We start from the raw sequence: 12,696 nt of genomic DNA on the forward strand, positions 1-12,696 counted from the left end.
TGCCTATGATCCTAAATTTGTCCCATAATATTAACTTAAAATCTAGTAGTATGTTATCAAATTTAAAAATAGTAAAAGTATTTCTCGCATTAAGTGCGCTGACCTTAACATTGAATTCCTGCCAGGATGGAGATCCAAAAGAGAATAAAGAAAGCAATAGCAAAGCCGCAGAGGTGAGTAAACTTTCTGTAGATGTTATTGTTGCGCAGGAGACAGATTTAAATCAGGAAGAAATAGTGGTTGGGACGATACTTCCTAATCAGGAGGTTGCGATAGTAAGTGAGACTGCACAAAAGATTATCCGTATCGCTTTTAATGATGGGGCCACTGTTACGAGAGGACAGCTGCTTTATAAACTGAATGACACTGAACTGAAAACAAAATTAAAGGAACTGCGGGCCGAATTAAAATTAGCCCATCTCAACGAACAAAGAATGGGAAGGCTTTTAAAAATGGAGGCTGTCAGAAAACAGGAGTATGACGATACCGCGATGAAAATGCAAGTGCTGGAAGCCCAAGAAGAGTTCCTGCTATTTCAATTGAGCAAAACCAAAATCAGAGCACCTTTTTCAGGGCGCATCGGGATTTCCAAAGTAGATGTGGGTACCTATGTTACGCCGGGTCTTGACCTGGTAAATTTGCAGGATCAATCTGCTGTAAAGATTCATTTTTCACTGCCTGAAAAACACCTTTTACAAGTAAAAAAAGGTACTACAATAAGGTTTACAACTCAACTATCTGACCAACAAAGCACGGCAGTTATAAAAGCCAGTGAGTCGGGGTTAGATGAAACCAACCGGAATCTGCAAGTAGAAGCTATTGCCAGCAATCCAAAAGGAGAATATAAAGGAGGCATGTCAGCAAAAATACATTTCTCTGCAGGTGCAGCAGGCGCGAAAGGGATTAAAATTCCTTCGGAGGCTCTGATTCCGGGAGAGAAGGGATATAATGTTTATATCGTTGTTAACGGTGTGGTTAAATCAACACCAGTAGTAATTGCTAATCGCTCTGAATCTGAAGCTATTATTATTTCGGGAATTAACAGTGGTGATACTATTGTAGTGTCTAACATTCTTCGTTTGGGTGATGGAATGCCCGTTAGTGCTATCACTTCAAAATAATATTAAAATAAAGAAATTATGAATTTACCATCATTAAGTATTAAAAAGCCTGTATTGGCAGGTGTTTTTTCTGTTCTTCTAGTCATTATGGGATTAGTGGGATGGAAGAACCTTGGCGTAAGGGAATTTCCGCTAACAGAGCCTCCAGTGATATCTGTAGTTACTTTTTATCCAGGAGCAAGCCCTGATGTTATTGCTTCCAAAATCACCAAACCTATGGAAGAGGCAATTGCAGAAGCAAACGGACTCCGAACCATATCATCAGAATCAAGAGAGCAGGTAAGTATTATTACAGTTGAATTTAACCGTGATATCAATTTAGATGACGCTTTGAATGACGTTCGCGATAAGGTTTCTAAATCTAAAAATCAAATTCCCGCGGATGTGGATCCGCCGATAGTTGAAAAAGCTTCTTCCCCTGATAATTTGGTTGCTTTTCTTGAAGTAGAAAGCGATACAAAAGATATTAAAGAAGTAAGCCATTTGGCCTCCACAGTTATTAAAGACAGAATTCAATCGATTCCCGGAATCAATAAGGTGGCGATTGTAGGTGACCATAAATATGCGATGCGATTGCGATTTGACCCCATTAAATTGGCTGCGGTAAAATTGACCCCAGAAGATATCCGACAGGCATTGCTGAGAGAGAATATTGATTTGCCTTCAGGCAGAATTGAAGGTAACAGTACTGAACTTAGCGTACGTTCTATTGGGCGACTGACTTCCACAGAGGATTTCAACACTATGATCCTTAAACAAACCGGCAATGTTATCATTAGACTAAAAGATGTAGGTTTTGCAGAGCTGGGAGAAATGAATGAGCGCAATGCCATCATTAACGGAACTGATAATGCAAATAGGATTGGTGTTGGAGTAGCTATTCAGATTCAAAGAGGCGCCAATGCCATTGAGGTGGTGGATGAGTTTTATAAAAGATTAGACCAATTGCGAAAAGAAGTACCCAAAGAGTACAAACTAATTGTTGGTTTTGATTTTACCAAGCCAGTCAGAGAGTCTATAAAAGAAGTGGAAGAAACACTATTTATTGCTTTTGGTCTGGTCGTACTTATTATCTTTTTGTTTTTGCGGGACTGGCGTTCTACCATTATTCCTGTATTGGCTATTCCTGTATCTATTTTATCCGCATTCTTTATTATGTATGTGGCAGGATTTTCTATCAATGTACTGACACTTTTGGGATTAGTACTGTCAATTGGCCTGGTAGTAGATGATGCTATTGTAGTCCTTGAGAACATCTATAAGAAAGTGGAGGAGGGTATGACACCCGTACAGGCAGCTTTTGCCGGTTCGAAAGAAATATATTTTGCCGTAATTTCTACTACTATCACTTTAGCTGCCGTATTTATGCCGATTGTTTTTATGGGCGGTATCAGCGGACAGCTTTTCAAAGAGTTTGCTATAGTGGTATCGGGTTCGGTACTGGTTTCTGCTTTTGTGGCCCTGACTTTGTCACCGATGCTGAGTGCTTATTTGCTAAAAAAACAGGACAAACCTAACTGGCTGTATCGTAAAACGGAACCGTTTTTTATCAGGCTAAATAAAGGATATGAAAACCTTTTAACCGCTTTCATGAGAAAAAGATGGCTGGCCTGGGTATTTCTTGCAGCAGCCGGCGGATTGATTTTCTTTTTAGGCAAATCGCTTCCTTCAGAGTTAGCGCCAGTTGAGGACCGCTCCAATTTAAACCTGATAGCTGTGGCTCCTGAAGGTGTGTCTTATGACTATATGAAGAAAAATATGAAGGAGGTAGGCAAGTTTGTTAATGATTCGACAGATGGCCTATACCAAACCTATTCAATGGTAGCCATTTCTTTTATACCAGCGCCTGCACCAGTAAATGTTGCTGTGCAGACGATTTATTTAAAAGACCCCAAAGAACGAAAAGCTTCTGTACAGGACATCTACAACAAATATGGTGCAGCCTCTGGGAATTTTAGAAAATTTCTGCTATTTCCATATATGCCGCCAACGATTGGTACCAGATATGGAGGAGGGATGCCGGTTCAGTATGTCTTGCAAGCACAGAATTTAGACTCGCTAAATAAAATACTGCCTAAATTTTTAAATGCTGCCCGCCAAAGCAAAAAACTATTATTTGTTGATAGTGATTTAAAAATGAACAAACCCGAAATTAAAATCAACATTGACCGTCAAAAAGCGGCTTTGATGGGAGTTTCTATTCAGGAAGTTTCGAGAGCTTTACAATTGTCACTTTCCGGACAGCGTTATGGGTACTTCTTAAAAGATGACCGACAGTATGAAGTCATAGGCCAGGTAGAAAAAGAACAGCGAAATGACCTGAGTGATTTAAAATCAATCAATGTCAGATCGGCTAACGGTGAGATGATTTCACTTGACAATCTGGTTACGTTTGATGAAGGCATCAGCCCGGCGGCAATTTACCGTTACGATCAATATACTTCTGCCACTGTTTCGGCAGGATTGGCTCAGGGCGTGAGTTTGGAAGAAGGAATCCGCGAAATGGAAAGCATTAAAAAAAGTGTTTTAGGCGAAAACTTTAAAGCCTCATTATCAGGACAGGCACGTGATTTTGAAGAAAGCCAGGGAAATATTTTATTCACTCTGATACTGGCTTTACTACTTATCTACCTGATTTTGGCAGCCCAGTTTGAAAGTCTTCGCGATCCGCTAATAATTATGTTAACCGTTCCTATGGCAGTAACAGGGGCACTAATCAGTCTGTATTGGTTTGACCAGAGTCTGAATGTGTTCAGTCAAATTGGAATTATCACTCTAATTGGGCTGATTACCAAAAATGGCATCTTAATCGTAGAATTTGCCAATGATTTAAAGGCGAAAGGGATGTCAAAATTCGAGGCGGCTACTCAAGCTGCAGTACAGCGATTCAGACCCATTTTGATGACTTCCTTAGCGATGATTTTAGGTGCATTGCCTATTGCGTTAACGGTTAACAGCAGACAATCTTTAGGGATTGTAATTGTAGGCGGTTTACTCTTTGCCGGAATCTTAACCTTGTTTATTATTCCTGCGGTTTACTCTATGCTATCTGGAAGTAAAGCTAAAGTGGTTATTGAAGAGACACAAGTTGTACCCTTAGAAAGTAATAACGAATTTTAAAAATGAGGATTATGAAAACATTGATTTATAAAATAGTATTTTTTCTTTTAACTTTCTTTTCTACTCAATTCCTGGCAGCGCAAACGACCAATGTGTCGTTAAAGGATGCCAGAGAATTGGTTACAAAGAATAATAAAACGCTTGCAATTCAAAAATTGGAAGAGCAGAGATCTAGAGAAGTTACCAATGAATTTAAAGGAAAATTGCTTCCTACAGTTGCCGTAAACGGATCGGTTTCTCATTACTTTGACCGACAAGTAATTTTTTTGCCTGGTACTTTTGCCGGTACGCAAAATCCGGTGCAGGATATTAGTGTGGGTGGATTAAATACTTTGAATTCTACCGTAACACTTCAACAGCCTTTGATTGCAAAAAACATGAGTCGTCAAAAGGATGTTGCCCAACTGGAAGAGAAAATCCAAAATGAAACTTCAAAGGAGTTGAAAAGTCAGTTGGTGTTTCAGATGACCAAAGCATACTACGGAATCCAACTGATGAAAAGTCAGTTGCAATTGCAAGAGAAAAGTCTAGCCCGAAATCAAAAGGCCCTGGCTGATGCTAAATCTTTGTTTACTGAGGGGAGGGCTTTGAAAGTAGATACTTTAAGAAGTTATATTGCTACGGAGAATTTAAAATCATCGATATCCTATCTGAATAACAATATCGGTGTGGCTACTAATAGATTTAAAAAGCTACTTGGATTGGATACGACTGGAACTATAGCGCTTACTGATCCGTTACTTTCAGAAAACGAAAATGAAACGTTTATGCTATTAGAACAGAACATCAAAAGTGCTACAGCTTACAGAAACGATGTGCAACTTCAGCTTTTAAACATTGAGAAAGAAGAACGAAAACTATCAGTTGTCAAAGGCAGTTATCTGCCTCAGGTTTCTTTGATAGGGCAATACCAAATTCAGGCGCAAGCAGACGATATTAAAGTGGCGCAATACACTTTTCCTAAAACAAGTTTTGTAGGCCTTCAGGTGTCTTACCCTGTTTTCAGTGGAGGTAGTATTACTGCCCAAGCCAGACAAAGTAAAATTAAAATACAACAGGAAAAACTGAATCTGGAGGATCTGAAAGAAGAAGTCAACCTAGAGTTAAATGCTATTATCAGCAATTGGAGAAATGCCAAAGCTCAGTTGGATATCCAAAAGAAAACAGTTGAAGCTGCTGAAATTAATTACACCATCACCAGCAATCGCTATCTCAATAATTTGAGTTCGATGTTAGAAGTAAATGATGCTGAGTTGGCATTGAATACCGTACAACTCAATTATTTGACGGCGGTTTATGAGTTAAAGGTCTTAACCGTTGAATTTGAGAAGGCTTTAGGTTCGTTAAAATAATCTTCCATTTTTATAAAATTATAGTAAACAAGAATAATAAAGTGCAAAGTTCAGGTGAACTGTTCGCGTTAATTTTGCCTTATACAATTTAAATCATGAAAAATATTAAATCAACAACGGCTCCTGTTGCTTATCCATTGCGATGGTCAGCCTTATTTTTATTGTGTGTAGCACAATTTATAGTTATTATGGATACTTCTATTATTGGTGTGGCGTTACCCGCGATAAAAGCCGACTTGGGATATACCCAAACCGGATTACAATGGATATTTAATGCTTATGTTATTTTCTTTGGTGGTTTTCTGCTATTAGCGGGAAAGCTGTCGGATTTGTTTGGCGCACGCAAAATTTTTATGTGGGGTTTTGTGATATTGACTTTAGCGTCATTATTTGCGGGACTTGCCTGGTCAGAATCTGCTTTAAACACAGCCAGAGCTTTGCAAGGTTTAGGTTCTGCGTTTATCGCACCTGCAGCACTTACGATGGTAATGAGCATGTTTACTAATCCGCAAGAACTAGGTAAAGCCTTCGGTTTTTGGGGTGCTGCTGCCGCTGCTGGTGGTTCTGCCGGTGTGTTTTTAGGTGGTGTTATTACAGAATGGATGTCGTGGGAATGGGTATTTTTAATCAACATTCCTGTCGGGTTACTAGTGCTGTTTCAAGCCCCTAAAGTATTGCTCAAAGGGACTACCAGAAAAGGGAGTGTAGATATTTTAGGAGCGATTACTGCCACTACAGCATTAGTACTCATGGTTTATGCTATCGTTTCCGCAGCATCCACGGGATGGATGTCATTAAAAACGATTGGATTATTAGGGGTTTCACTATTATTGTTCCTGTTGTTCCTTGGAACTCAAAACAGAAAGAAAGAACCTTTGCTTCCTTTGACGATCTTTAAAATACCTAATCTTTCTGCCGGAAATATTATTACCGTTTTATTGGCCGGATCCTGGATTCCACTATGGTTTTTCCTTAATCTTTATTTACAACAAGTACTCAACTATTCTGCGTTTAACAGTGGGTTAGCCCTGCTCCCGATGACTATTGTGATTATGATAGTTATGGTAGGCTTTACCGGAAAATTGGTAATGAAATATGGCTTTAAAGCAAATCTAATAGCGGGATTGTTATTTCTGACAGCTTCTCTGGTTCTTTTCAGTATGGCTCCGGCTAATGGTACTTTTATGCTTACTATTTTACCCGCTTCTATTTTAGCTGCTATCGGAATGTCGCTGGCTTATATACCGAGTACAATGGCTGCTATGTCAGGCGCAAAGCCTGAGGAAATGGGATTGGCCTCCGGATTAGTGAACACCAGTTACCAGATAGGTTCGGCATTAGGATTAGCCGTAATTGTAGTAATTGCCGCGGCTAAAACGGAAGCGGTTACTGCTATTGCTGTTACCCCACAGGATGGACTGGTTGCAGGATTCCAGACTGCCTTTATAGCAGCCGCTCTCCTGAGTGGCCTGGCTGCACTGATTACAGTATTTTATATTAAGACAACAAAGTAAAAACAAATAAATATTAATTTAAATTTTTAAAATCATGAATAAATTACAATTCAAAACAAACATTAAGTGTGCAGGATGTATTGCAAAAGCAACTCCAATATTAAATCAAAAATTAGGCGAGGGGCAATGGGAGGTAGATATTATGACGCTAAAAAAGACTTTGACCGTTACTTCCGACTTGAACGAAGATGAGGTAGCTGAAATTGTTAAGGAGTCAGGATTTACGGCGGAACCGATTTCTTAGGTACATTTTGAAGCTACGAGTTTACGACAGTATTCGTTGTTACATTATGCAATTAATTAGTCAGGACCTATTTAAAATATGCTTCCCAGCACTGTTTAAAATATGTCCTGTCTAATTGCATTTTTGTCCTGTTCTTACTATTAACCAATAGCTTACCTATGCATTATACTATCAAAGAACTATCATTCATTAAAAATCAGAACTAATGAGCAATCCAAGTTTAAAACAAAAATTTTTCAGCAGTCCATTTACGAGAGTTATACTCGGGCTTTTGGTGTGTTTTGCCGCATTTATAATTGCACAAAATGCCGCGGCTAAACTTCTTGAATTAACCACTCTTGATAAAGATTTCAGGAATTTATTTAAAGGTATAATTGCATCAATTGCTGTAATAGCTGCTTATAAATTTTTTTACCGATGGATAGAAAAACGTGAAGTTACAGAAATATCAACTAAAGGAATTGCAAGAAGTTTACTTGCAGGTTTGCTATTGGGGGTTGTACTGCAATCACTAACGATTTTAGTAATTTATTTAAGCGGTGGTTTTAAGCTTGTCGCTGTTAATCCGCTTTCGTTTGTAATTATTCCGTTAACAGTTGCTTTCTCCGTTGCGATTTTTGAAGAAATTTTGCTAAGAGGTATCATTTTCAGAATTGTTGAGGAAAAGCTGGGAAGTGTTATTGCCTTAGTTATTTCAGCAATAGTTTTTGGCGCCCTGCATCTTGCTAATCCTAACAGTACCGTTCTATCGGCAACGTGTGTTACTATTGAAGCCGGCCTACTATTAGGTACTGCCTATATTTACACAAGGAATTTATGGTTTCCTATCGCCTTTCATTTTGCATGGAACTTTTTACAATCCGGAATATTTGGTGCCATTACCTCGGGGAATGAAAAAACCAGCAGTTTGCTGACTACCGAAATTACCGGATCAAAATTAATTACCGGAGGTGGGTTTGGACCCGAAGCAACAATTCAGGCAACATTATTTTGTTTGATAGCTACCCTTATTTTACTATATCTAAATAAGGTGCAACATAAATTTATAAAACCTTATTGGAAGAGATAAAGCTATCGTTGACAGCGGTATTCTTTTTACCTCTAACATCATGGAAATCGTTAAATGCAAGACAAAATTTACTGTCTGGCCGAGCCATTTCAAATCTTAATTATACTATTTATCCAGAAAGCCACACCGGCTTAAAACAGACATTATGAAATCAAAAAAAAATTCTTTAATCCTTTTTCTTTTTGCAGGTTATTTCCTTTTTGCACAGAGTACCGACAGGGCAATTGGCTCGTGGTCAGGAAAACTGTCTATCCCAAATGGACCAACAGTAACCTTATTAATGCATTTTAAAGTTACGAATGAATTACTATCCGGGACATTTGATATTCCTGAACAAGCGGTCAAAACATGGTCTATGGATGCAACTGTATCTAAAGACAGCCTATTCGTTGATTTTTCAACTAGACTTGGAAAAGGAGCTGCATACAAAGGGCGATTCGCAGCTGATAATTCCATGATTGATGGGAAATGGTTCTTTGGAAATGGTGACAGCAGACCTTTAACGCTTTTGCCTACAACAGCCCAATATGTGCAAAAAAGTAACTTACATCCACAATTCGAAGGATACAAAATAGTTAAACTCATAAAAAGCACACCTACCAAAGACCAGCAGAATACCGGTACGTGCTGGAGCCATGCCACAACATCCTTTATTGAAGCAGAAGCGATAAGGCTCGGTAAAAAACCCGTAGTGCTTTCCCCTATGTTTTTTGTAGTTCCGACCTACCTGAATAAAGCAGAACATTATATCAGGATGCAGGGCAAGCAGGTTTTCGACGAAGGGGGGCTGACATTTAATGTATTAAAAGCGTATAAGGAATATGGAGCAATACCTGAAGAAATATATAATGGTAAAACCGATAACTCTGCTATACACGATCATTTTAAGATGGAAACGGAAGCAACCAGTAAAGTAAATCATTATTTAGAAACGGGACGTGGCATTATGACTCCTGAAGAATACAGGCAATCAATAGCAGCAACTGTTTACAAAACAATTCCTAAAGCTCCGGAAAACTTTAACTATCAGGGAAAAAATTATACACCCAAATCATTTGCCAAGGAAAACATTGGGATTAACCCTGATGATTATGTTGAAATAACTTCTTATACGCATCATCCATTCTATTCAAAATTTGTTTTGGAAATGCCTTCCAACTGGAATAACGATTTATACTTAAATGTTCCTTTAAATGATTTTGAAACTATAGTTGACGAAGCGTTGCTGAATAACTATTCTGTGTGCTGGGATGGTGATATACACGAAGGATTTACCAACGGTTTCTGTAAATTAAGCAATGACACTCAAATTACCCAGCAATCAAGACAAGCAGCTTTTGACAACTACACTACCCAGGATGATCACAATATGCATATCATAGGTATCGCAGAAGATACGGAAGGCAAAAGATTTTATATCCTCAAGAATTCTTCTTCAATGTCTGACTGCGGAGGTTATGTATATATGTCAAAGGAGTACCTGCTTTTGAAAACGATATCTGTGATGGTCAACAAAGAAGCCATTCCAAAAGAAATATTGAACAAGGGAAAGATTAAATTATAGGTAGCGGTAAGTACGGCATAAATTCAAGAATCTTATACAATTCTATAACACAAAACTTTATTACCGATGAAAAATAATTCCTCAAATAATCAAGTAGACAAGATTGAAACCACAATTCAAGCACAAGCTGATATGTGTATAGGGTATGGAAATGGCTCAATTGGGATTATGGTTTCGGGATTAGCCTGGCTCACGTCAGCAATAGTATCTCTTCAATTCTCTGATAGAAAAGCTATTTGGACACTTTTAATTGGTGGCATGTTTATTCATCACTTAAGTATATTATGGTATAAGGCAATAGGAATGAGAGGGACACATGAAAAAGGAAACCCACTCGCAAACTTAGCTATGGAAGGGACGCTATTTATGATTATGTGCTTACCTCTTGCTTTTGGACTTTCATTGCAACATAGTGAATGGTTTTTTCAAGCGATGCTTATGATTATTGGTGGAAGATATTTGACTTTTGCCTCTATTTATGGGAAAAGACTTTATTGGTTTTTAGGTGCGGTATTAGGAATAGCAGCCTACTTACTGTTCTATTTTAAAGTACAATCATTTGGTTCAGCACTAACAGGTTCTCTTATTGAAATTACTTTTGGACTTTTCATGCTTATAACTTTTCGTAGAAACAATTTAAAGCATAAGGTTTGAGATTTGAGTTATATTATATGCCAATACGCGGTAAACAAGATTGCCCGGATTTTCCTAACCGTGACAGTTTCAGATAAAGGAACGAAGGAAGTAAATATGCAAAAGGATTAGCAACTGCGGACTTTTTGGACTACGCATTGCAAAAATTACAAACAATTAAAACATTAAATAATTTAAAACGAAGAAAATGAAGAAAACAATCACAACCGGCATATTAGCCCTAGCAATGTTCGGAGCAGCATATGCACAAAATACAAAATGGAATATAGACAAATCCCATTCATCAATTAATTTTGCTGTAGACCATTTGGTAATATCTGAAACAACAGGAAAATTCGAAGAATATTCTGTGAATACTAAATCTGACAGGACGGATTTTACAGACGTAGTATTTGATTTTACAGCGCAAATCAAAAGTGTCAATACGGATGATGCCAAAAGGGACGAACATTTAAAAAGTGCAGACTTCTTTGATGAAAAGAATTACCCTGTTATTACATTTAAAAGCAAGAAGTTTATTAAAATAAAAGGTAATGCTTATAAAGTGACGGGAGATTTAACAATGCATGGCATTACTAAAACAGTTACATTATCTGCGAAATTTGGTGGTATAATTAAAGATCCGTGGGGTGGAACAAGAGCCGGGTTAAAAGTATTTGGCGAAATTGACCGCTATGACTTTGGTTTAAAATACAATTCGGTTTTAGAAGCGGGAGGGCTATCAATAGGACAAATGATCAGAATTACTTGTAATATTGAATTAATTAAAGTGTAGCTGTTAAAAGAGTTCACGAATTTAATAAGCTATTTATGATTACGAAGTACATAATTATTGAAAGGAACCATAGTGTTATCGTTTTTGAAAAAAGTTTACTCCATTCAGAGGTTGCAAAACCATTTGGGACGATTAAATCTGCAGGATTCTGTAACGTAAGTATAAAAAATAACACTCTTGAAATTAAATGCTTTGGAGCATCTTCGACCTTAAAAATTGATAGTAATCCAACGGTTGACGAAGCGCTAATCAGAGACTTCTTGTTTATAAAAGCACCAAAAGAAGTATTGATAACTATTTAAAATTTTGAATAACTATGAAAGCAATTGTATTTAGACATTATGGACCGCCAGAGGTTCTTAAGTTAGAAGAAGTTACTAAACCGATTCCAAAAAACAACGAGATACTGATAAAGATTAATGCGACGGCTGTCAATTCCGGCGACTGGAAGATTCGTAAAGCTGATCCATGGGGAGTGAGACTGTTTTTTGGTTTAACAAAACCGAAAATAAATACTTTAGGTGTTGTTTTTTCAGGAGAAGTTGAAAGTATAGGTGCAGCTGTTACACTTTTCAAAATAGGAGACCAAGTCTTTGGTCATACCGATATGAGTTTTGGAACATATGCAGAATATAAATGTATGCCTCAAAATGGTTCATTGGCTATAAAACCAGCCAGTATTTCACATGCAGAAGCGGCAGTAATTCCTTTTGGTGCCTTAACTGCATTGCATTTTATCAAAAAAGCTAATCTAAAACAAGGACAAAAAATACTTATTGTAGGAGCATCAGGTGCAGTGGGCACCGCCGCAGTACAATTAGCAAAGTCTTTTGGTGCAATAGTTACCGGTGTGTGTAGCACAGCAAATAGTACATTTGTAAAATCATTGGGAGCCGACGAGGTAATCGATTATACAAAAGAGGATTTTACAAAAAATGGGGAAATTTACGATGTGGTTTTTGATACGGTTAACACCATTTCGGTTTTGCGTAGTTTAAAATCATTGCATCAAAAAGGTTCATTAATTTTAAGTGCCGCAATGACTAAGCAGATGTTACAAGGATTTTGGACTTCAATAATGACCAACATTAAAGTACATACTGGTATGATAATTCACAATGCGGAAGCTATGGACTTTTTAAAACAACTAATCGAAACCGGAAAATTGAAAGCCGTTATTGATAGAACTTATTCTTTAGAGCAAGTGGCTGAAGCGCATCGCTATGTAGAATTAGGGCATAAAAAAGGGAATGTTGTAATAAAAATTACGGATTAAGTTTAGA

General features: G+C 37.6%; 11 protein-coding genes. All 11 read left to right on the plus strand.

What is annotated here, in order from left to right:
• Positions 1–50 precede the first annotated feature (50 nt).
• The 11 genes from ABIQ27_RS10485 to ABIQ27_RS10535 all read left to right on the plus strand — a co-directional run bounded on the left by ABIQ27_RS10485 (position 51) and on the right by ABIQ27_RS10535 (position 12,689).
• Positions 51–1,121 carry an efflux RND transporter periplasmic adaptor subunit gene (locus ABIQ27_RS10485; protein ID WP_348033846.1) on the plus strand — a complete coding sequence of 357 codons (1,071 nt, stop codon included), beginning with the start codon at positions 51–53 and terminating at the stop codon, positions 1,119–1,121.
• An 18-nt stretch (positions 1,122–1,139) separates the two neighbouring features.
• Positions 1,140–4,241, plus strand: coding sequence for an efflux RND transporter permease subunit (locus tag ABIQ27_RS10490; protein ID WP_348033847.1), 3,102 nt, complete (start codon positions 1,140–1,142; stop codon positions 4,239–4,241).
• A gap of 11 nt (positions 4,242–4,252) precedes the next feature.
• Entirely contained in the window at positions 4,253–5,593 is a 1,341-nt protein-coding gene (locus ABIQ27_RS10495; protein WP_348033848.1) for a TolC family protein, read from the plus strand.
• A 137-nt stretch (positions 5,594–5,730) separates the two neighbouring features.
• Positions 5,731–7,107, plus strand: coding sequence for an MFS transporter (locus ABIQ27_RS10500; RefSeq protein ID WP_348033849.1), 1,377 nt, complete (start codon positions 5,731–5,733; stop codon positions 7,105–7,107).
• Between the two features lie 34 nt (positions 7,108–7,141).
• Positions 7,142–7,351, plus strand: a complete 210-nt coding sequence (locus ABIQ27_RS10505; RefSeq protein ID WP_348033850.1) for a heavy metal-associated domain-containing protein — start codon at positions 7,142–7,144, stop codon at positions 7,349–7,351.
• A 205-nt stretch (positions 7,352–7,556) separates the two neighbouring features.
• The gene (locus tag ABIQ27_RS10510) at positions 7,557–8,420 is read left to right on the plus strand and encodes a CPBP family intramembrane glutamic endopeptidase (RefSeq protein ID WP_348033852.1); all 864 of its coding nucleotides are present in this window, start codon (positions 7,557–7,559) and stop codon (positions 8,418–8,420) included.
• Between the two features lie 145 nt (positions 8,421–8,565).
• Positions 8,566–9,984, plus strand: coding sequence for a C1 family peptidase (locus ABIQ27_RS10515; protein WP_348033853.1), 1,419 nt, complete (start codon positions 8,566–8,568; stop codon positions 9,982–9,984).
• 66 nt (positions 9,985–10,050) lie between these two features.
• Positions 10,051–10,638 carry a hypothetical protein gene (locus ABIQ27_RS10520; RefSeq protein ID WP_348033854.1) on the plus strand — a complete coding sequence of 196 codons (588 nt, stop codon included), beginning with the start codon at positions 10,051–10,053 and terminating at the stop codon, positions 10,636–10,638.
• 187 nt (positions 10,639–10,825) lie between these two features.
• On the plus strand, positions 10,826–11,413 hold the full coding sequence (locus ABIQ27_RS10525; protein ID WP_348033856.1) for a YceI family protein: 588 nt from the start codon (positions 10,826–10,828) through the stop codon (positions 11,411–11,413).
• 35 nt (positions 11,414–11,448) lie between these two features.
• Positions 11,449–11,715, plus strand: coding sequence for a hypothetical protein (locus ABIQ27_RS10530; RefSeq protein WP_348033857.1), 267 nt, complete (start codon positions 11,449–11,451; stop codon positions 11,713–11,715).
• Positions 11,716–11,729: 14 nt separating this feature from the next.
• A complete protein-coding gene (locus ABIQ27_RS10535; RefSeq protein ID WP_348033858.1) occupies positions 11,730–12,689 on the plus strand; it encodes an NAD(P)-dependent alcohol dehydrogenase in 960 nt (319 codons plus the stop codon).
• Positions 12,690–12,696: the final 7 nt, after the last annotated feature.

Source organism: Flavobacterium sp. (assembly GCF_039916025.1).
Lineage (GTDB): Bacteria > Bacteroidota > Bacteroidia > Flavobacteriales > Flavobacteriaceae > Flavobacterium.

Coding starts and splice junctions, on each gene's coding strand:
- ABIQ27_RS10485 (WP_348033846.1), top strand. CDS start 51: ATGTTATCAAATTTAAAAATAGTAAAAGTATTTCTCGCATTAAGTGCG.
- ABIQ27_RS10490 (WP_348033847.1), top strand. CDS start 1,140: ATGAATTTACCATCATTAAGTATTAAAAAGCCTGTATTGGCAGGTGTT.
- ABIQ27_RS10495 (WP_348033848.1), top strand. CDS start 4,253: ATGAAAACATTGATTTATAAAATAGTATTTTTTCTTTTAACTTTCTTT.
- ABIQ27_RS10505 (WP_348033850.1), top strand. CDS start 7,142: ATGAATAAATTACAATTCAAAACAAACATTAAGTGTGCAGGATGTATT.
- ABIQ27_RS10510 (WP_348033852.1), top strand. CDS start 7,557: ATGAGCAATCCAAGTTTAAAACAAAAATTTTTCAGCAGTCCATTTACG.
- ABIQ27_RS10515 (WP_348033853.1), top strand. CDS start 8,566: ATGAAATCAAAAAAAAATTCTTTAATCCTTTTTCTTTTTGCAGGTTAT.
- ABIQ27_RS10520 (WP_348033854.1), top strand. CDS start 10,051: ATGAAAAATAATTCCTCAAATAATCAAGTAGACAAGATTGAAACCACA.
- ABIQ27_RS10525 (WP_348033856.1), top strand. CDS start 10,826: ATGAAGAAAACAATCACAACCGGCATATTAGCCCTAGCAATGTTCGGA.
- ABIQ27_RS10530 (WP_348033857.1), top strand. CDS start 11,449: ATGATTACGAAGTACATAATTATTGAAAGGAACCATAGTGTTATCGTT.
- ABIQ27_RS10535 (WP_348033858.1), top strand. CDS start 11,730: ATGAAAGCAATTGTATTTAGACATTATGGACCGCCAGAGGTTCTTAAG.